Origin of the sequence: Bradyrhizobium manausense (assembly GCF_018129685.1) — a bacterium.
Classification (GTDB): domain Bacteria; phylum Pseudomonadota; class Alphaproteobacteria; order Rhizobiales; family Xanthobacteraceae; genus Bradyrhizobium; species Bradyrhizobium manausense_D.
In genome coordinates this window covers 453,160-472,621 of the sequence record NZ_JAFCLG010000003.1, presented here as the reverse complement: position 1 = coordinate 472,621, position 19,462 = coordinate 453,160, and the positions used below count along the sequence as shown (strand labels likewise).

General features: G+C 65.3%; 14 protein-coding genes. 4 read left to right on the top strand and 10 right to left on the bottom strand.

Going from position 1 to position 19,462, the window contains the following annotated elements:
* A partial coding sequence (locus JQ621_RS12555; RefSeq protein WP_212235006.1) for a putative inorganic carbon transporter subunit DabA occupies window positions 1-1,313 on the bottom strand: 1,313 nt, incomplete at its 3' end.
* 13 nt (window positions 1,314-1,326) lie between these two features.
* The gene (locus JQ621_RS12550; RefSeq protein WP_212235005.1) at window positions 1,327-2,913 is read right to left on the bottom strand and encodes an NADH-quinone oxidoreductase subunit L; all 1,587 of its coding nucleotides are present in this window, start codon (window positions 2,911-2,913) and stop codon (window positions 1,327-1,329) included.
* A 105-nt stretch (window positions 2,914-3,018) separates the two neighbouring features.
* Between JQ621_RS12550 and JQ621_RS12545 the strand changes: the two genes are divergently transcribed.
* A complete protein-coding gene (locus JQ621_RS12545) occupies window positions 3,019-3,909 on the top strand; it encodes a LysR family transcriptional regulator (protein ID WP_212235004.1) in 891 nt (296 codons plus the stop codon).
* Window positions 3,910-3,933: 24 nt separating this feature from the next.
* Here the strand turns inward: JQ621_RS12545 and JQ621_RS12540 are convergent, their stop codons facing one another.
* From JQ621_RS12540 to JQ621_RS12530, 3 genes are all read right to left on the bottom strand, one after another.
* Window positions 3,934-6,519 carry an EAL domain-containing protein gene (locus JQ621_RS12540; RefSeq protein WP_212235003.1) on the bottom strand — a complete coding sequence of 862 codons (2,586 nt, stop codon included), beginning with the start codon at window positions 6,517-6,519 and terminating at the stop codon, window positions 3,934-3,936.
* Window positions 6,520-6,776: 257 nt separating this feature from the next.
* A complete protein-coding gene (locus JQ621_RS12535) occupies window positions 6,777-8,078 on the bottom strand; it encodes an MFS transporter (protein WP_212235002.1) in 1,302 nt (433 codons plus the stop codon).
* An 87-nt stretch (window positions 8,079-8,165) separates the two neighbouring features.
* Entirely contained in the window at window positions 8,166-10,556 is a 2,391-nt protein-coding gene (locus JQ621_RS12530; RefSeq protein ID WP_249125200.1) for a bifunctional diguanylate cyclase/phosphodiesterase, read from the bottom strand.
* Between the two features lie 316 nt (window positions 10,557-10,872).
* Here JQ621_RS12530 and JQ621_RS12525 point away from each other — a divergent pair, with 316 nt between their 5' ends.
* A complete protein-coding gene (locus tag JQ621_RS12525; protein WP_212235000.1) occupies window positions 10,873-12,039 on the top strand; it encodes an ABC transporter substrate-binding protein in 1,167 nt (388 codons plus the stop codon).
* A gap of 6 nt (window positions 12,040-12,045) precedes the next feature.
* Here JQ621_RS12525 and JQ621_RS12520 read toward each other — a convergent pair whose 3' ends face one another.
* The 5 genes from JQ621_RS12520 to JQ621_RS12500 all read right to left on the bottom strand — a co-directional run bounded on the left by JQ621_RS12520 (window position 12,046) and on the right by JQ621_RS12500 (window position 16,724).
* Window positions 12,046-13,023: a hydroxyacid dehydrogenase gene (locus JQ621_RS12520; protein WP_212234999.1), complete on the bottom strand. Its 978-nt coding sequence runs from the start codon at window positions 13,021-13,023 to the stop codon at window positions 12,046-12,048.
* Between the two features lie 12 nt (window positions 13,024-13,035).
* Window positions 13,036-14,889, bottom strand: coding sequence for a TRAP transporter large permease (locus JQ621_RS12515; RefSeq protein WP_212234998.1), 1,854 nt, complete (start codon window positions 14,887-14,889; stop codon window positions 13,036-13,038).
* 22 nt (window positions 14,890-14,911) lie between these two features.
* Window positions 14,912-15,943, bottom strand: coding sequence for a TRAP transporter substrate-binding protein (locus JQ621_RS12510; protein WP_212234997.1), 1,032 nt, complete (start codon window positions 15,941-15,943; stop codon window positions 14,912-14,914).
* A gap of 37 nt (window positions 15,944-15,980) precedes the next feature.
* Complete coding sequence (locus JQ621_RS12505) at window positions 15,981-16,127, bottom strand: hypothetical protein (RefSeq protein WP_212234996.1); 147 nt, start codon at window positions 16,125-16,127, stop codon at window positions 15,981-15,983.
* A gap of 153 nt (window positions 16,128-16,280) precedes the next feature.
* Window positions 16,281-16,724 carry a DoxX family protein gene (locus tag JQ621_RS12500; protein WP_212234995.1) on the bottom strand — a complete coding sequence of 148 codons (444 nt, stop codon included), beginning with the start codon at window positions 16,722-16,724 and terminating at the stop codon, window positions 16,281-16,283.
* A gap of 93 nt (window positions 16,725-16,817) precedes the next feature.
* Here JQ621_RS12500 and JQ621_RS12495 point away from each other — a divergent pair, with 93 nt between their 5' ends.
* Together JQ621_RS12495 and JQ621_RS12490 are read left to right on the top strand one after the other, a co-directional pair.
* The gene (locus JQ621_RS12495) at window positions 16,818-17,738 is read left to right on the top strand and encodes a LysR family transcriptional regulator (protein ID WP_212234994.1); all 921 of its coding nucleotides are present in this window, start codon (window positions 16,818-16,820) and stop codon (window positions 17,736-17,738) included.
* 144 nt (window positions 17,739-17,882) lie between these two features.
* Window positions 17,883-19,376 carry a caspase family protein gene (locus JQ621_RS12490; RefSeq protein WP_212234993.1) on the top strand — a complete coding sequence of 498 codons (1,494 nt, stop codon included), beginning with the start codon at window positions 17,883-17,885 and terminating at the stop codon, window positions 19,374-19,376.
* Window positions 19,377-19,462 lie beyond the last annotated feature (86 nt).

The window sequence follows — 19,462 nt, the reverse complement described above, 5'->3', positions numbered from 1 at the left end:
CGCCTCAGGAGCCGCAGGCCCAGCACCTCGGCCTCCTCGACCTCGCCGGCCCCCTTGACGGCCTCGCAGACGATGAAGGCAGGCTTGAGCAAGACAGGACATTGCGCGCCGCCGCGCGCATGACCGATCGGGACATACTCGATCGGAAAGCCGAAGAAGCCCGCGAAGCCGATGGTCTCCGCCTCGGGATAGACCGTCTCGAGCGCCCGCCGGAAGATCTCCGAGCGAACGTCGATGCAGAACGCCGCCTGCACCGGGGGCCGCTGCGCCGACGAAGATCCGATCGCGGCGCGCCCGGCATGGCCGGCCAGCCGTGCGACCAGCTTGCGGCGGAAGACGATCTCGTAGGCCTCCTGCAGGATGATGTCGACGGCCAGCTCCGGCGTCTCGTCGAGTCGATGATCCGCGGGCAGCCTCGCCGCCTCTTCCATGGCCAGCGCCCAGGCTGCCTTGAACGCGACGTCGGTCCGCGCCTCGAACAGCGCAAAGCCCCATGCCAGCCGTATCGCCAGCAATTCCAGCAGCGTGTCGTCGCGCCCTCCGTCGAGCTCTGCGCTCCATCCCACGTAACGCGCGTAGGCGGACCAGTTGAGATCGAACAGCGCGCGGACCAGATAGTCTTCGATCGCGCGGTCGGGAATGCCGAGCCGCGCGATGATGAACCCGATCGCGCTTACCGGATCGGACGGCAGCGCCGCGACGGCCTTCCGGAACCCGGCAATGCCCATGACTTCCGGATTTCGATCATGCACCGCGAGCGCTCGCCAGGCGCCGTACGGCTTGAGCTTCCTCGCCGGATTCGGCCAGTTCGCCTGCCCCTCGTCGAAATAGCTGGCACAGAACGCCGATATCTCGTCGATCATGAACGCGACCAGCGAGACGTAACGGTCGCCCGCGGCGAGCCGGTCCAGTACTTCGGCGACGGTGGCCACGACAGCCGGTGGTGCAACGGAGCCGGCCTCGGACTCGAGCATCTGCTTCAGCCGCTCGAGATCGAGACCCGTTTCAGGGTAGAGCTCCAGTGCCTCGCGCAACGCCGCATCGTCGATGCGACCCTCATCGACCGCCTCGCGGTAGAAGGCGCGCGGCATCAGGATCCGCGTCCGCACGACGCGCTCGAAGGTCGCGGCGGTGGCCGCAAAGCTCTCGCCGGTGAAACCGAGGAAGGGATTGACGGCGACGAAATGCTTGAGCGGCCAGAGCGGCGCAACGCGCTGACACGCGGCCATGATGCGAGTTTCGAGCTGCGCATCGATATCTGCATCAACGGCATCTATCGCTTGCATCGGCATGGCGAGGGCGGCCTGGGTCATGATGGTCCCGGATTCAAGGGTTGGACGTGAAGGAGGTCGAGGCGCGTGGCCAGAGTCTCAGCACGAGACGGTTGGCGAGCGTGTTCAGATAAAGCCCGTTGCGCAGATGGACGTAGGCGGCGACCCAGAACGGCGCATCGGCCCGGCGCATCATCTGGTTCTGGAACAGGGTCACGGCCGCGAAGCAGACCACGACCAGGCCCGCAATCAGCATCGGCGCTAAGCCGTTCACCGGACGCGCCGCCGGAACGCTGCCGGCGGCGAGCCAGGCCGCAACGGCCTGCAGCGCGAAGTAGGCGAGCGCGACACCGACCGCGGTCACGGCCCCCCGGGCGACGACGAACGCGTTCGGCCGCTGGTCGATCACGTTGGCCATGAGATGCACGAGGCCCATCAGCAGGACCGACCCCAGCGCGATCTGCGCCGGATTGCTGCGCGGGGTCATGCCGACACCCCAGCCGATCAGCAACGTCAGGCCGACGACACCTGCAAGCGCGATGATCAGACGGGCCGCATGCGGCTGACCGCCGGGGCTCGCGGTCCAGGACGCCCGGGCAAGATCGATGATGCTGCCGGACGACAGGAAGGCGTGCGCCTTGTAGAGCGAATGGGCGACGATGTGCAGCAGCGCGGCCGGGAACGCGCCGAGCCCGCATTGCAGCAGCATGAAGCCCATCTGCGCCACGGTCGAATAGGCGAGTTGCACCTTGACCGAAGTTTGCGTCAGCATGACCAGCGAACCAAACAAGGCGGTGAGGCCGCCGATCACGGCCAGCACGTCGAGTGCAGGGGTTGCCAGCAGCAGAATGTCGCTGAGGCGCAGCACCAGGAAACCGCCGGCGTTGATGATGCCGGCATGCAGCAGCGCGGAGACCGGGGTCGGCGTCTCCATCACCTCGATCAGCCAGCCATGGAGCGGAATCTGCGCGGATTTGAGCACGGCCGTGCCGACGATCAGCAGTGCGGCCAGGGTGACCGCGCGCGACCCGGCGCCTGCGCCCGCCCGCGCCTGGGCCGCCAGATCGGAGATCTCGAGCGTGCCGAATTGGAGATACAGGAGCAATGCCGCGATCACGAGAAAGCCGTCGCCGAGCCGGCTGGCGACGAACTTCTTGCGCGACGCCCGCACCGCGGCGGGCCGCGTTCCGTAGAAGAGCAGCAACTTGCCGAGCGACAGGCTGGTGGCAATCCAGGCCGCGAGCAGAACGACCAGATTGCCCGAGATCAGCAGCGTGAGAACCGAGGCGAGCGTCAACAGCAGCCAGCGGGTGAACCTGACATGGCCGGGATCACCGTCGAGATAATTGCGGCTGTAGCTGACGACCACGAGGCCGATGAAGCCGACCAGAAAGCAAAGGATCGCGCTCAGTGCATCGACCTGCAGCGAGAGCCCGATCCCATGTACGCCGAGCAGCGGTGTTCGGCCGACCCCGACCAGCGCGCAGGCGACGGCCGTCATTGCCACGAGAGCGAACGCGACCGCGGCCGCGCCGATCGACCCGCGGACAAAGTCGCGCGCGCGGCCTTCCGGGCCAAGCAGCCCGGCGAGGCAGAGCGTAAGGGGCGCAAGCACAGCAAGGAGGGGCAGGAGCTTGGTCATGGCATCTCGACAAGGTTGATCCGGCGGCCATGTGCTTAGCTTGCGGCTTCATTTCTGCATAATTCAATTATTGAAGGTGATCGTTAGATTATGTAGAACGATTCCATGCCGCACCTGAACTACCATCACCTGCGCTATTTCTGGATCATCGCGACGGAAGGCAGCATGAGCCGCGCCGCCCGACGCCTCAACGTCTCGCCGTCGTCGTTGTCCGTGCAGGTCAAGGCACTCGAGGAGCAGCTCGGCCAGCAGCTGTTCGAGCGGATCGGACGCACGCTGCAACTGACGGAAGCCGGGCGGATTGCGCTCGATTATGCCGGCAGCGTCTTCAAGTCCGGCCACGAGCTGATCGAGACGCTGTCGGGCCTGCGGCCGGGGCGACAATTGCTGCGGGTCGGTGCGGCGGCAACGCTGTCGCGCAACTTCCAGATCTCGTTCCTGAAACCGCTGATCGGCCGCAAGGACGTCGAGCTCATCATCCATGCCGGTCTGTTCGGCGATCTGCTGGAGCTGCTCGATGCGCACAAGCTCGACCTCGTGCTCGCCAATCACCCGGCGGCCCCGGTCACCAGCAGCAATTTCGAGAACACGCTGATCGACGAGCAGCGGGTCAGCCTGGTGAGCCGCAAGCCGACAAATCCTAAGCGCTTCCGGTTTCCGCAGGATCTCGCCCATACCCCCATCGTGCTGCCCGGACGCGGCAGCGCGCTGCGGTCCGCGTTCGATGCGCTGCTCGGCGGCAGCGGCATCGTCCCGATCATCGCGGCCGAGGTCGACGACATGGCGATGTTGCGCCTGATGGCGCGAGAGAGCGGCGGGGTAACGCTGGTTCCATCAATCGTCGTCGTCGACGAGCTCCGCTCTGGCGTGCTGGTCGAACGCGCCCGTCTGAACACGCTGAGGGAGCAGTTTTTCTCCGTCAGTCAGCAGCGCCGCTATCCCAACCCGCTGGTCGCCGAGCTGATCGGGGCACGTAGCAGGCGGAAACCGCATTGATCGGATGCCGGGCCCGAGACGCGGCTACGCAGATCGTTTCACCTCGGCCACGCCCGGCGGCTCGACGTCAAGCCGGCGCAGCATCGCCCTCGCCTGTTCGGCGCAGTGCTCGATCAGCCAGCGCTCGAAAGCCACAGGCGCGAGCGCGGGGGCGTAGAGGAAGCCTTGCACGACGTCGCAGCCGAGTTCGGCCAGCATCTTGCGCTGGCCCTCGGTCTCGACGCCTTCGGCGACGACGGTCATGCCGAGACCCTGGCCGACACGGATCACCGCGGTGGCGATCGCGACGGCGCCGACATCCTTCTCGATGTCGCGCATGAAACTGCGGTCGATCTTCAATTCGCGGATCGGCAGATGCGCGAGCCGGCTGAGGCTCGAATAGCCGGTGCCGAAATCGTCCACGGACAGGCCGATGCCGAGCGCACGGATCGCATGCATCGTCTCGAGCGCGGCAGCGCCGTCCTGCATGAAGGTGCCTTCGGTGATCTCCAGCATCAGGGCATTCGGCGGCAACTGGTATTCGGCGAGGACCTCCGCGAGCCGCGCGGCCAGCGCGACGTGGCGGAAATTGATCGGCGACAGATTCACCGAGACGCTGGGGATGTTGAGCCCGGCGCGGCGCCAGGCCGCCATCTGCCGGCAGGCCTCGCGCACCGACCACAGGCCGATCTGCTCGATCAGGCCGCATTCTTCCGCGAGCGGAATGAACTTTGCCGGCGAGACGTCGCCCAGCGTCGCATCGTGCCAGCGCGCCAGCGCCTCGACGCCGTGGATGGCGCCGTCGCCGCTGCGGATCTGCGGCTGGTAGCTGAGGCTCAGCGCATTGTCGGCGATGGCGCGGCGCAGCGCCGCGATCATTGCGAGCCGCTGCTCGGTGAGCCCGTTCATCGCGACGTTGAACATGCGATGGGTCGATCGGCCCGCCTGCTTGGCCATGTACATGGCGGCATCGGCCTGCTGCATCAGCGTATCGATATCGGTGGCGTGGTCGGGATAGAGGCTGATGCCGATGCTGGCCGACATCGGCATCAGCTTCGAGCCGAGCCGCAGGGGCGCGGCCAGTGCTTCGGTGATCCTGCCGGCGACGCACTCGGCAGCTTCGGCATTGCGATGCGGCAGCAGGATGACGAATTCGTCGCCGCCCAGCCGGCCCAGCATGTCCTGCGGACCGATCTGCTCGCGCAGGCGCTGCGCCAGCTGGATCAGCAGTTCGTCGCCGGCAGCGTGGCCGAGCGTGTCGTTGACGTCCTTGAAGTGATCGACGTCGAGAAAGGCCAGCGCGACATGGCCGCCGGTCGGACAAGCGTCGATTGCAGTGGTGATGAGGTGTCGGAGCTGCGCGCGGTTGGGCAGGCCGGTGAGAATGTCGTGATAGGCGAGCCGCGCGATCTCGGCACGCGCTTCCTTGCGCTCGATGGCGAAGGCGCCGAGATTGACGCAGGCATCGACGATGCGCCGGTGCCAGTTGCTCGGCGCGCGCGGCTCACGATAGTAAAAGGCGAACGTCGCAATGACCCGGCCGTCCTTGGCCTTGACCGGGGTCGACCAGCAGGCACACAGGCCGATCGACAGTGGCATTGCCTTGTAAGGCTGCCAGCGCGGATCAGTATCGAGATCCTCAGCCAGCACCGGCTCGCCATAAAAAGCCGCCGTACCGCAGGAGCCGACACTGGGACCGATCGCGAGCCCATCGAGCGCGCGGGAATAATCATCCGGCAAGCTTGGACCGCCGAGCGGATGGATCAGACCCGCAGAATCGATGTGCAGCAGTGAGCAGACGACATCAGGCGCAATTTGTTCGACGCGGCGGCACAGCCGGTCGGCTATCTCGGTGATCGGCACCTCGTCGGCGAGCGCGCCCATGATGAGCTGCTGCAGCGAACGCAACTGCCTGCTCTCGGTGATGTCCTCGAGCAGCGCGAAGATGTGCTTGACGCGGCCCTTGCTGTCGCGGAAGGCGTCGAGCCGCGCGCGAACCCAGATTTCGTCGCCGCTCTTGTCGTAAACCAGTGTCTCGACCTCGCCACGGCGGCCGCCGGCCATGAGCCGCCTGACGAGCTTCGCAATCGCCCTGCGGTTGGTATGACAACCCGCGATGAGCTCTGCCGCAGGTCGCCCCTCGGCTTCGTCGCTGGTATAGCCGAACAGCGCCGTGAAGGCCGAATTGACGTAGCGGATGTTCCGTTCGACGTCGGTGATGATCACCGCGCGATTGGTCTGGTCGGAGACCGCGTTGAGCAGCCCGATCCTGACACGACGCTCGGCATCGGCGGTGACGTCGCGCGCGAACACGATGCGATGGGTCGCTCCGTCGATGGTCTTCGACGACAACACGATGCTCGCCTTGATCCGGCTGCCGTCGCGCCTGACAAGGCTGACCTCGTCGCGAAAGTCCACGACCGGATCGACCTGAAGGCATTTGAGGGCGAGAATACAGGAATCGCCGCCGAGCACGTCAGCACGCGCGAGCTTCCAGATTCGCTCCGCTGCAGCGTTGAAATGGGTGATGCGATGCGCGCCGTCGACAATCACGATCCCGTCGTCGGCGCATTCGAGCGCCGCGCGCAGCACGTCCGGCATTTCGGTCACAGGGCAATCGGAGGCAGACATCGTCGGACCCGGATACTTCTTCAAGATACGGCAACCGGACCGAGGCTAACGCTTCGATGGTGTCCAAGACGTTTTTGCAACCGGCTCGCGTGCAGACAAGCCGGGACATGCTTAACATTCCGCGAAAAAAGCGGACGGAATGCATTGCAGAAGGAACCTAGAGCCGTTTCCGCTCCGATAAATCGGAACAGGGCTCTAGCTTTTGTTTTGACGCGCTATCTTCACGCGAACCGGCATCCACTTCGCTCGAGAACGCTCTAATCAGCGCGAGTTCCCGCCTGGAGCTTGTGCAGTCGCCCCGCTACGGCCCGCACTTTGCCCGGTGAAGCCTGCCAGACCGACAACGCCGAGAGGCCGCTGATGACAATCGCGATGGCAAAGGCGAGCGTGTAGCCGCCGGTGCGATCATAGAGCAGGCCAGTCAACCAAGGGCCCGCCGCACCACCGGCCAGCGCCGCGAGCATGATCATGCCGAAGATGCTGCCCTGGTGCCGGCCCTGAAAAATCTCGAACACCACCGCGCCCATGATCGAGGTCAGGCCATAGCCGAGCGCCCCCTGCGTGAGCACCATCAGCCAGACCAGCCAGAACGAGGGCTGGTACTTCAGTCCGATCAGCGCCGCGAAGCAGATCGCGAAACCGGCGCAGCTGATCGCCCAGACCCATTCCCGCCCGATCCGGTCCGAGATATAGCCGAGGAAAATCTGCCCGGGGATGCCGAGCAGGCTGACGGCGCCGAGCGCCCAGACCGCGACGCTCGGACTGAAGCCGATGTCGAGCAGGAATTTGGTCTGGTGCACCTGCACCGCGTACCAGATATACAGCCCGCAGAAATAGCCGAGCGCGATCCACCAGAAGCGCGCGGTCCCGACCGCCCGCCGCAGCGTCCACTCAGTCGCGACCCAGACCGGATCGACGATGTTGGAAACCGGCTTTGCGGCGCCCGCGGTCGGCGCAGCGTCGCCATCCGGCTGCAGGCCGATGTCTTCGGGACGCCTGTGCAGCAGCAGATTGATCGGCGCCAGCACGATCAGGATCATCAGGCCCATCGCGGTGCAGGCTGTGCGCCAGCCGGTCTGCTCGATCAAATGCTGCACCCACGGCAGCAGCGTCACCGAGCCAATGCCGACACCGGCAAAGGCAATGCCGATGGCAAAGCCGCGCTTGCGGATGAACCAGTTCGGCAGGAACAGGGACTGGCCGGAATAGCCGAGGCATACGGAACCGGCGCCGACCATGACACCGATGGTCAGATAGAGATGCCAGGGCTGGCTGGTGAGCGGCGCGAGCAGCAGCCCGCCGGCCATCAGCGCGACACCGAGCTCCATCACGGCGCGTGGTCCCGCGCGATCCATCAGCCGGCCGATCAACGGACTGGCCACACCGGACGCAACGAAGCCGAAGGAGAATGCGCCCGCAGTGACGCCGCGCTCCCAGCCAAACTCGGAGAGGATCGGCGGAAAGAACAGCGAGAAGGAGGTGCGCGCATTGACGCCAATGGCCATGGTGACGAACGTCACCGCGACCACGACCCAACCGTAGAAGAACGGAAGCCGCATTTTTCCTGTTTCATCCCTGGACGATCCTTCGGACCATCTGGATGCGCCCGGGTCAAGGGGTTTTCGCCGATGCCCTTGGGCGTCCGTTCAAGCGGCGTCGCGCCGCGAATGTTCCGAGGGACCGTCAAGCGCGATCTGGTCGACCGGCAGCGGGCGGCCGAACAGATAGCCTTGCGCGAAATTGACGCCGAGCGCCTTCAGCCGCTCGAACTCCTCTGAAGTCTCGACGCCTTCGGCGGTGACCGACATGTCGAGCCCGCGCGCCAGCGTCACGATCGAGGAGATGATGGCGGAGGAGCGCGGCTGATGCGTGAGGTTGCGGATGAACGATTTGTCGATCTTGATCTTGTCGAACGGAAACGCGGTGAGATAGCTGAGCGAGGAATAGCCGGTGCCGAAATCGTCGAGCGCGAGCTCGATGCCGATGCTCTTCAGCCGTTCCATGAACGCATGGTTCTCGGTGCCGCGCTCCAGCAGGACGGATTCGGTGATCTCGATTTCCAGGCGTTGCGGCGACAGGCCCGAATCCCGCAAGGCCCCGCTAATGACGTCGAACAGATCGGCTTCCTTGAACTGGATCGGCGACAGATTCACCGCGACCATCAGATCGGACGGCCACGCCGCCGCATCCGCGCAGGCGCGTCGCAGCACGAACTCGCCGAGCGGCACGATCAACCCGGTCTCCTCGGCGAGCGCAATGAACTGGTCCGGCGGGATCAACCCGCGCGCCGGATGCCGCCAGCGCACCAGCGCCTCGAAGCCGCGGCGTGCGCCGGTGTTGGCATTCATGAACGGCTGGTAGTGTACTTCCAGCTGGCAGAGCGCGATGGCGTCGCGCAGATCGCCTTCCAGAGTGTTGCGCGCCTCGAGCTCCGCCGACATCGCCTCGTCATAGATGGTGAAGCAGTTGCGGCCGGCCGATTTCGAGCGGTAAAGCGCAAGGTCGGCCTTCTTCAGCAGCTGCTCCTGGTCGCGGCCGTGATCAGGCGCGATCGCGATGCCGATGCTGGTGCCGATCTCGACGCGATGTCCGGGCAGCAGGAACGGCTCGGTCACCAGCTTGGCGATGCGGCCGGCAAGCTCCGTCGAGCAGGCACGCTGATCCTCGCAGCTTTCGAGGATGATGGCGAACTCGTCGCCGCCGAGCCGCGCCAGCACGTCGTTGGCACGCACGGCGGATTTCAGCCGCTGGGCCACCAGGCGCAGCAGCGCATCGCCCGCGCCATGACCGAGGGAATCATTGACGTTCTTGAAGCGATCCAGATCGAGCATCAGGATCGAGAAGGTCGGGCCGCCGTCCCTGAGCTGGCTATTGAGTTCGTCGAGCCTGGCGAGGAAGAAGGCGCGGTTCGGCAATCCGGTCAGGATGTCGGTATGGGCAAGCTCGAGCACGCGCCGGTTGGCGAGCGATAACCGCCGCGAATTGCGGCTGGCCAGCATCAGATAGGTCGAGAGCGACAGCGTCAGCAGCATGCCGACGATGAGCACGGCGCCCGCGCGGTCGTAACTGGTCTCGAGCGCGCCGCCTGCCGTCGGCATGGCGCGCACCTGCCAATCGGCATCCCCGATCTTGAGATGGCCCGACCAGTGCAAACCTTGCGCGACGTCGCGCATCGACTGCGGCGAAGACGATGCGGACGTGAAATCCGGCAGCGCATGCGCGAGGCTGACGATCTGCGCCGTAAACGGCGGATAGACGTTCACGCTGACCGCCTGGTTGGCCCCGGTCGTGATGCGAATGGCCTGCATCAGCATCGGCAGGTCGAACACGCCGACGATGAAGCCTTCGAGATTGCGGCGTCGGTCCGCGACGGTGTCGCGGGAGGTGCCCTTGGCAAAGACGGGGATGGCGACAATGACGTCGGCCGCGCGGCGATCCGCATCTGGCTCGAACAGACGCGTACGGATGGCTGCGATCCGGTCGTTGTCGCGCGCGCGCTCGAGCGCGGCACGGCGTTCCGGCACGCTCGCGTAGTCCATGCCGTAGACGGGTGAGGTCTTCGGCTGGGTGGAGTAGAAGATCGGGAAGTATTCGTCGGCTTGCGGCGCGAGGACGAAACCATCGCCCTGGAGCCATTTGACATGATAGCTGGAGATGCCGTCGGCGATCGCGGCGGCCTCGTATTCGGCCCGCTCCTTGCGATTGATGCGCGGCACCCAGCCGACGCGCAACATGCCCGGATGATGCTCGAACAGCCGCGCGCTGAAGGTCTCGAACTCGCTGCGCGTGATCTCCTCGTTGGTCGATTCGAACAGGGTCCGCAGTGCGACGAGACGGCTGATATATTCGTTCATGCCGTTCTGCATGACGATGGATTCGGTTTCGGCCGCGTTCTCGAACTCGATTCTGTTGACGCGGCTTTCCCATCGCGCCACCGCGGTCGCGCCCGCAAGCGAGAACAGGAAGCCGACGCCGGCTGCCACGAGCGCAGGACGATACAGCCCGATCAACGACGTGAGACGCCGTTGCACGGTCATGCGTTTCCGATCCGGATCATTCTGATCGCGATCGTCCATCCTGAATCCGCCGTCCCCTCTCGCCGGCGGTCCGAACTTCTGGTTGAGCCGCCGGGACGGCAATCGGACAAGGTCCGCAGTTAAGAACTGCACAATTTTGGAACCCGGCGCTCCCGCATTGCGGGGCTTAGTTAACGAAATTGCCGCGGGAGCCGGTCTTATCGGAGGCTCCCTCCGGGATAATACGGGCCCGCGCGGAGACGCTGGTTAGCGAGCCATTCAGTCCGCGCAGCTTATGCTGCGCGCGATGTCCTCAGCACCCGGCGCAACCAACCTGATGAATCGATTTCGATCGGCGACCCCCATCGTGGTCTGCCTCGCAATGCTGGCCGCAGCCACGCTTGCGGCCAGAGCCGACGAAGTCGGCGTCAGCGCCGATGCGATCCTGTTCGGCCAGGCGGCCGCGCTCGAGGGCCCCTCCTCCGCGCTCGGACAACGCATGCGGCAGGGCATCGTCGCGGCCTTCACCGAGGTCAACGCCAAGGGCGGCGTCCACGGCCGCAAGCTGCAACTCATCAGCCGCGACGACGGCTACGATCCCGACCGGTCGGTGGCGCAGACGCTGCGGCTGATCGAGGGCGACAAGGTGTTCGCGCTGATCGGCGCAGTGGGCACGCCGACCGCGATGGCGACCATTCCGATCACCAGCGCGAGAAATATTCCGTTCATCGGCCCGTTCAGCGGCGCCGAATTCCTGCGCGACCTCGAGCTGTCGAACGTCGTCAACATCCGCGCGAGCTATGGCGCGGAAGCCGAGGCGTGGATCAAGCATCTCACCGAGGACCGCAAGTTCACTCGCATCGGCATCTTCTATCAGGACGATTCCTTTGGGCGCGACGGCCTGACCGGCGTCAAGAACGCACTTGCCAAACGTGGCCTCGAGCTCGCCGCCGAAGGCACCTTCGAGCGCAACACCCGCGCGGTCGGCTCGGCTTGGCGGACGATCAGGCGCGCCGAGCCCGAGGCGATCGTCATGGTCGGTACCTACGGGCCATGCGCCGAATTCATCAAGCTCGCGCGCCGCAGCGGCCGGACGCCGACCTTCGTCAACATTTCCTTTGTCGGCGCCAATGCGCTTGCGCGAGAGCTCGGTCCCGACGGCGAAGGCGTCATCGTCTCGCAGGTCGTACCGTTTCCCTGGGATCGCTCGCTCAAGCTCGTCGCTGACTACCAGGCGGCGCAGCAAGCGTTCGACCCGACGCTGACGCCGGACTTCGTCTCGCTCGAAGGCTATGTCTCGGGCCGCCTGGTGGCAGCGGCATTGGAGAAGCTCGGACCAGCACCGACGCGCGCGGGACTGCTGCATCTGCTCAACGATGTCGGCCGCTTCGACATCAGCGGCACCGCCGTCACCGTCGGCGCGCGGGCCATCGAGACCCCGCCAAAGGTGTTTCTGACGGTGATCCAGAAGGACGGCACGTTCAAGGCGGTCGACCGGCTGTAGGACCGTTTACGGCCGCCGGGTCCAGCGGTCGGCGTTGACGGCGCCTTGCGGGACTTCGCCCCTGATGATGGCCTCGACCTGCCGCACCGTTTCCAGCGACTGGTACTCGATCGCCGGCGGCGTCAACCCGCCGACATGTGGCGTCGCGATGACGTTGGGAAGCCTCGCCAATTCCGGCGTCGGCATCTGATCCGGCGCGCGGCCGACATCCATCGCGGCACCGGCGATGCGGTTCTCCCGCAGGGCTTTCGCGAGTGCCGCCTCGTCGACGAGATTGCCGCGCGAGAGATTGATGAAGACCGCATGCCTCTGCATGCGCGCCAGCGCCGCCTCCCCGATCAGCTTCTCGGTCTGCTCGTTCGCAATGGCGAGGCAGACGACGTAATCCGATTCGGCCAGGAGCTCGTCGAGCGTGACTTGCCTGATTGCGCTGTCGCTGACGCTGGCGAAGGGATCGGCGACCAGCACCTCCATGCGCAGCACTTTTGCAATCTCGGCAAGATAACGTCCGATGCTGCCATAGCCGATGATGCCGATCTTGCTGCCGGCAAGCTGCCGGCCCATTCGCGCTTCCGGCTTGCGGTCCGCGTGGTAGTCCGCCGTCGCGCGCGAGACGCCGCGCGACAGATCGACCATGAAGCCGACAGCGAGTTCTGCGACGGCCTGCACGAAGCCGGGGCCGGCGCGGGTCACCAGCACGCCGGCTTGCGAGGCGGCATCGACGTCGACGTTGCGGATGTCGACGGCGCAGCGGACGAAGGCGCGCAGGCGCGGCAATTGCGCAAATATCTCGCCGCGCCCTTCGGTCATGCGATCGGCAACGATGATGTCGGCATCCCTGGCCGCATTCACGAGGCCTGCCGCATCGAGCGCCTGGTCGCCCTCATGCAGGACCACCTCGGCAATCGCGCGCAGACCGCTCAGGCTGCGATCGCCGTAATAATTGCGGCGCATCTCCGGTGTGTGGGCCAGCAGGACTTTCACGGCAACGCTCCCTTAATAGCCGAACGCACGCGGCAAAGCGGTGCTCAACCATGGCACGAAGGCGATGACGAGCAGACAGAGGAACAACAGGCCGAGATAGCCCAGGATCGGCTTCACGGTCTGCTCGATCGGCACGTTGCCGATCAGACAGGCGCCGTAGAGGCCAAGCCCGAGCGGCGGCGCAAACAGCCCGACGCCCATCGCGATGACGAGCACGACGCCAAAATGCAGGGAATCGATGCCGAGCTGCACCGCGACCGGCAGCAGCAGCGGCCCGAAGATGATGAGCGCGGCCGCCCCTTCCAGCACCGAACCCATCACGATCAGCACGGCGATGGCAAGCAGCATGAACAGCCAGACGCCTGAGGTCTTGGACAGCCCCAGCATGAAGTCAGCGACCGCATGCGGCACCTGCTGCAAGGTCAGCGTGAACGCCAGCGATTGTGCGGCGGCAACGATGAACAACACCAGCCCTGCGCGCGTCGCCGCCTGCACGAAACCATGCGCGGCCGATTTGAAGCCGAGCTCGCGGAACACCACGCTGCCGACAATGAGCGCGTAGGCGACGGCAAAGGCGGAAATTTCCGTGGCCGTGGCAAAGCCGCTCTTGAAGCCGAAGAAGATCATGAAGATCAGGCCGAACGAAGCGATCGCGCCACTCCAAAGCCCCGAGACCGGCATCTGCGGCTCGACCTCCTCGACGTTATCAGGCGTCTTGCCGAAGATGATGGAGAAGGCGATCAGCACCGCCGCCATCAGCGCCGCCGGCAGCAGGCCTGCCATGAACAGGCCGCCGATCGAGAGGTTCGCAACGAAGCCCAGAATGATGAGGTTGATGCAGGGCGGAATGGTCTCGGCCATCACCGCGGATGCGGCGAGCAGCGCGACCGCACTGCCCGGATTCTGCTTCGAGCGGCGCGCCGCCGGAATCAGCACGGAGCCGACGGCCGCGACGTCCGCCATCTTCGAGCCCGAGATGCCGGAGAACAGCACCATCGAGACCACCATCACGACGTTCAGCCCGCCGCGCATGCGCCCGACCGCGCGCTGCAACAGCTCGATCAACCGCACCGACATGCCGTTGGCCTCCATGAGGTAGCCGACGAGGATGAAGAACGGAATCGCGAGCAGCACGAAATTGTCGATGCCGCGCGCCATCTGCTGGGCAAAGATGACGCCGGGCAGCGCGCCCTCGACCCAGATGAAGATCAAGGCTGCCAATGCCAGCGCAAAGCCGATCGGCAAGCCGCCGAACAGCGTGGCGAAGAAGCCGATCAGCATCAGCGTGCCTGCCGACGGCACCGAGGACGGCGACAGATAATCCCAGGCGAGGTAGAGGCCGGTCACGACGGCGACGGCAACGAGGCCCCTGACGATGTCCGGGAGCGGCCGAGCACAGACATGATCGATCGCGAACACGGTCATGAACAGCGCGCCGACCCCCATCGGGTAGAACGTCAATTCCAGCGGCAAACCGGAACCGGTGGTCTGCCCCGCCGTGAGGGATCCCAGCTTGATCGCGTTGTAGGCGACATAGCCGGAGATCAGCACGACCAGCACGCTACTTGCGGCATCGACCAGCGTGCGGAGCCGTCCCGGCAGCAGATCGCGAAAGAAGGAGACGCCGACATTCTCACCGCGCGCCAGCGCGCTCGCCGCGCCGAAGAAGGCCGAGCCCACCATCAATCCGCGCGCGACATCGTCAGACCATTCGACCGGCGCGTTGAAGCAGAAGCGCAGCAGCACCGACCCGCACACGACCGCAAGATCGGCGGCCAGCAGGATGGCCGCGATCGCGTCGCTCAGGCGAAGCAGAAGGGCGATGCTCCCGTGCCGGCCGCCCGAGAGCGGCACGACCTCCGTCATTGCCAACTCTGATTTGGCCATCTCAGGCTTGGGTCGAACGAATGATGTCGATGACGGCCTTGGACTCCGGCCGCGCCTTGATGAAGTTCTCGATCTGCGGGGCGACGCGCTTCTTGAAAGCCTCGCGATCGCATTCGGCGACCGTCACGCCCTTCTCGGTCAAGGCCGTGAGCGCCTCCTTCTCGACCGCAAGCCCGTGGGCCCGCGTGTCGACCGCGGCCTTCCTGGCGGCGTCGAGAAAACCGTCGCGCAGCTTCGGGTCCATGCGGTTGAAGGTCATGTCGCTGAAATAGACCGCGAGCGGCGAGAAATTGTGCTGCGTCAGCGCGTAGAATTTCGCGGTCTCGAAGAACTTGCTGGCGAGGATCGTCGGCGGATCGTGCTCGAGGCCATCGAGCACGCCGGCCTGCAGCGCCGTGTAGATTTCGCCGAACGCGAGCGGCGTCGCGGCAGCGCCCATCAAGCGCAAGCATTCCGTGATGACGGGATTGGGCAGTGTGCGAATCTTGAGCCCGGCGAGATCCTCCGGCGTCTTCACGGGCTTCTTCGCCAATACGCTCCGCGAGCCGAAATTATAGGCCCAGGCGATGATGCGGACGTTGCCGCCCTTGAGCAGAGCATCCTCGATCGGCTTCGCCGCGCCGGCGTCGAACGCCTTCGTCTGCTGCGGGAAGCTCGAGAACAGGAAGCCCAGATCGTAAGTGCCGACCAGCGGCACCAGATTGGCCGAGATCGACGAGCCCGAGATCATGAGATCGATGACGCCGAGTTTCACCGAATTGATGACGTCGATTTCCTGGCCGAGCTGGTTATCCGGGAAGAAGGCGACCTCGACCTGCTCGCCGAGACCATTGGCCTTAATCTGCTTGACGAGATTGTCGTAGTAGACGCGGCCGTTGGCGAACTTGGGATCGTTGGGCAGCGAAGAGGAGCATTTCAGCTTCAGCGTCGCAGCTTCGGCGCGGCCGATGATGGCGGGAGAGAGAACGAGGCCGGCAGTCACTGCCGTCGACGACTTGATGAACGTGCGACGGCTGACGGGCACGATGGTCATGGTGTTTCTCCCCAATCTTTTTTGTTCGCGGCCGCGGTCACAGCCGCTGCCTGTTGCGCGGACTGTATGGCCAAAGCGACGGCACAGGCAAGGCGAGCGGCTGGGGAGGATGCGAGCGTGCAAGCGCGAGCGCATCGGCGGAGATTGCGGCATAACGCCGATATTTGCCGATGTTTTCGATCATGCCGCATCGCGCTCGAACGACGGGCTATGCAAGATTGACGCGGATCGATCCAATTCAGGTATGGATCAATGCCGAACGCAGATTATTGGATTGGCCACAAAGACGCTGCGGGACCGGGATCCCGCAGCTTTCGCATTTCAACGATAGATCAGATCAACGGGACGGCGCGACGCTCAGCTGTCCGCTCGCGGCCTCGACGTCACGCGAGGGCCGCAACGCAAAGGCGCCATCGCCGAGCAGCGCCTGCGCAGCCAGCGCAATCGCCCAGAACGCGGGAAATTCCCAGCCGCCCTTTGGGTTGGTGAAGAAGAAGCCGGCCGCGCCATGCACGGTGAAGATCGCGCCGAGCAGGACGGGAATGCCGGCCAGCGCGGCATAGCGGGTCCAGACGCCGAGGATCAGGGCGATGCCGCTGAGAACTTCCACAGTCATCACGAGATAGGCGAGTTCCGGCGGGAAGCCGAGGCTGCCGAAGAACTTTGCGGTGCCGGCGGGGGTGAAAACGAACAGTTTCAGGCTGGCATGGGCCAGGAACAGGGCCCCCAAGGTCACGCGCAGCACCAGCGCGGCATAGGGAGCGGTACGGGAATCGATCATGGTGGTCTCCTTTGCAACGCAATATGATCTATTCTCGTTTTGGTGATAATCTGCTATTATAGAAAAATACTTCACACCAATAGAGTGAGATCGATGCTCGACCGGCTGACCAGCCTGGAAGTGTTCGCCAAGGTGGCGGCCATCGGCAGCCTGTCGGGCGCCGCGCGCGCCATGGGCCTGTCGCAGACCATGGTGACCAAGCATGTGGCTTCGCTGGAGAGCCGGCTCGGGGTCAAGCTGTTCCACCGCACCACCCGGCGGCTGTCGATCACCGAGGCCGGTCGCCTCTATCTTGAGTCCTCCGAGCGGATCCTCGCCGACATGGAAACGGCCGACGCCGCGGTCGCGCGCGAGCGCGTCGAACCGCGCGGCTCGCTGCGGGTCAACGTGCCCGTGGTGTTCGGCACAAGGCAGGTCGCCCCGCTGATCGCGGATTTTTCGGAGCGCCACCCTGAAGTCACGATCGAGCTCGGCCTCAACGACCGCCTGGTCGACCTCGCCGAGGAAGGCTGGGACCTCGCGATCCGCATCGGCAAGCTGCGTGACTCCAGCATGGTGGCACGAAAACTGGCGCCAAACCGACTGGTCGTCTGTGCCGCGCCCTCATACCTTGCAAAGCACGGCACGCCGCGCAGCGTCGCCGATCTCGCCACCCACAATTGTCTCGGCTACACGCTCTCGCAACAGGCGAGCGCGGCGGAATGGTTGTTCGGCGCGGATGGCGAGATCCGCGTGCAGGTCTCCGGCAATCTGCGCGCCAACAACGGCGATGCGCTGCGCGCGGCGACGCTGGCCGGCCTTGGCCTCGCGCGGCAGCCGACCTTCATCGTTGCCGACGATCTGCGCGCCGGCACGCTGGTCGCGCTTCCGCTCGACCAGCCGGAGGTACAGTCATCCGCGGTGCATGCGGTCTACCTGCCCGATCGCAGGCCGCCGGCCAAGGTTCGTGCCTTCATCGATTTCCTCGCCGCGCGCTTTGCGCCCGTTACGCCCTGGGACCAGGGATTGTTCTGACATCGCGCGGCATGACACGTCAGCTGCGGCAGAGCCCCTGCCCCAGTTGAACGCACGATGCAGCGTGAGCTAGCGCACAGACAGGGCAATGGCGGACGACTAGAAAAGGTGACATCCTCGCGCATTGCCAATGGAGGTGACAACATGCGCCGTCCAGCCCTTATCCATTTGATCCTTGCCTCCGGCCTGCTTGCGCTCACCCAGTTGCTGACGCCGTCAGAGGCCGCGGCCGAAGCGCGGCTTGCGCTGGTGATCGGCCAATCCGCCTATCGTACGGTTCCGGAGCTTCCCAACGCCGCCAATGATGCCAAGGGCATGGCCGAGCTGCTCGGCAATGCCGGCTTCACGGTCACGACAGCGCCGAACCTCGCACAGAACGAGATGCGTCAGGCGATCTCGGATTTCGCCGGCAAGGTCAGCGCCAGCGGCGCCGATACCGTCGCGCTGGTGTTCTATGCCGGCCACGGCCTGCAAATCGACGGCGAGAACTATCTCGTGCCCGTCGATCTCGATCCCAAGCGCGAGGCCGACATTCCACTGCAGGGCGTGCGGCTGAACGACCTGCTCAACACGCTCGGCGCGCTGCCGACGCGGGCACGCATCTTCATGCTGGATGCCTGCCGCAACAATCCGTTCCCCGCGCTTTCCGGCGCAGGACACGGGCTTGCAATCGTCGATACCAAGGCCGGCGCGCCCGGCTCCTTCATTTCCTATTCGACCTCGCCCGGTGCCGAGGCCGAGGACGGCTCCGGCGCCGACAGTCCGTACACCACGGCGGCCTTGACCGTCGCCAAGCAACCGAACCTGCCGATCGAGGAGGTGTTCAAGCGCATCCGCATCTCGGTGGCACAGTCGACCGATGGACGACAGATCCCCTGGGAGAGTTCGTCGCTGACGACCGACTTCAAATTCTTCGGCGCCGAAAGCAACAACAGTCAGCCCGCCGCACCGGGCGCAAATTCGATGGCACTGGCCGGCGCAACGCGCAGCGTCGAAGACTGGCGCAAGGACTTGCAGGGCAAGGACGCCAAGGTCGCCTACGATCTCGTGATTGCCGACGACACCGTGCCCGCGTATCAGGCCTATATCGAGCTGTACGCGCAAGACGTCCATACGCCCCGCTTGCGCACCGTCATGGAGCGCCGGCGCCAGATGCTGGCATGGGACCGCGCGGTCGCGATCAACACCCGCGCCTCCTTCGAGGCTTATCTTGCGAACTGGGATAACAGCGATCTCGCCGCGACCGCGCGCCGGCTGTTGCTGCGCGTGCAGAACCGCAACTACACGCTGCCGGTCGCTTCTGTGGCGGCTCCGGTCGCCGTCGCGATGGCGCCGACCTGCCCGTGCTCGACGCCGACGCCACCGGCAACGACGCCGATCAACCCGACGGTTGCGCCCATCATCAAGAAGCGCGTCGACGACACGCCGCCGCCGTCAAAGCGCAAGGTCGTCGACACGCCGCCGAAGCGCAAGTCGCCGCCCGACGAGGTCGTCGTCGAGCGCGCACCGCCTCCCGGCCCGCCGCCAGGCGCCGTCATGCAAGGCATCGGCATCGGTGTTGGCATCGGCATCGGCATGGGAATGGGTGGCCATGGCGGCGGAATGGGACGCGGCGACGGCGACCGCGGCAGGTACTGACGCTGCCGCACCGCGATAGACACTGATGTCCGCAAGCATCGCTTGCGGACATTTCTGTTGATGGCGAAGCGATGGCGTCATCTGCC

Bases quoted from the DNA above. Each gene is read 5' to 3' on its own strand.
- JQ621_RS12530 (WP_249125200.1), bottom strand. From the start codon at position 10,556: ATGACCGTGCAACGGCGTCTCACGTCGTTGATCGGGCTGTATCGTCCT.
- JQ621_RS12505 (WP_212234996.1), bottom strand. From the start codon at position 16,127: ATGATCGAAAACATCGGCAAATATCGGCGTTATGCCGCAATCTCCGCC.
- JQ621_RS12515 (WP_212234998.1), bottom strand. From the start codon at position 14,889: ATGACGGAGGTCGTGCCGCTCTCGGGCGGCCGGCACGGGAGCATCGCC.
- JQ621_RS12510 (WP_212234997.1), bottom strand. From the start codon at position 15,943: ATGACCATCGTGCCCGTCAGCCGTCGCACGTTCATCAAGTCGTCGACG.
- JQ621_RS12495 (WP_212234994.1), top strand. From the start codon at position 16,818: ATGCTCGACCGGCTGACCAGCCTGGAAGTGTTCGCCAAGGTGGCGGCC.
- JQ621_RS12545 (WP_212235004.1), top strand. From the start codon at position 3,019: ATGCCGCACCTGAACTACCATCACCTGCGCTATTTCTGGATCATCGCG.
- JQ621_RS12550 (WP_212235005.1), bottom strand. From the start codon at position 2,913: ATGACCAAGCTCCTGCCCCTCCTTGCTGTGCTTGCGCCCCTTACGCTC.
- JQ621_RS12490 (WP_212234993.1), top strand. From the start codon at position 17,883: ATGCGCCGTCCAGCCCTTATCCATTTGATCCTTGCCTCCGGCCTGCTT.
- JQ621_RS12535 (WP_212235002.1), bottom strand. From the start codon at position 8,078: ATGCGGCTTCCGTTCTTCTACGGTTGGGTCGTGGTCGCGGTGACGTTC.
- JQ621_RS12525 (WP_212235000.1), top strand. From the start codon at position 10,873: ATGAATCGATTTCGATCGGCGACCCCCATCGTGGTCTGCCTCGCAATG.
- JQ621_RS12500 (WP_212234995.1), bottom strand. From the start codon at position 16,724: ATGATCGATTCCCGTACCGCTCCCTATGCCGCGCTGGTGCTGCGCGTG.
- JQ621_RS12540 (WP_212235003.1), bottom strand. From the start codon at position 6,519: ATGTCTGCCTCCGATTGCCCTGTGACCGAAATGCCGGACGTGCTGCGC.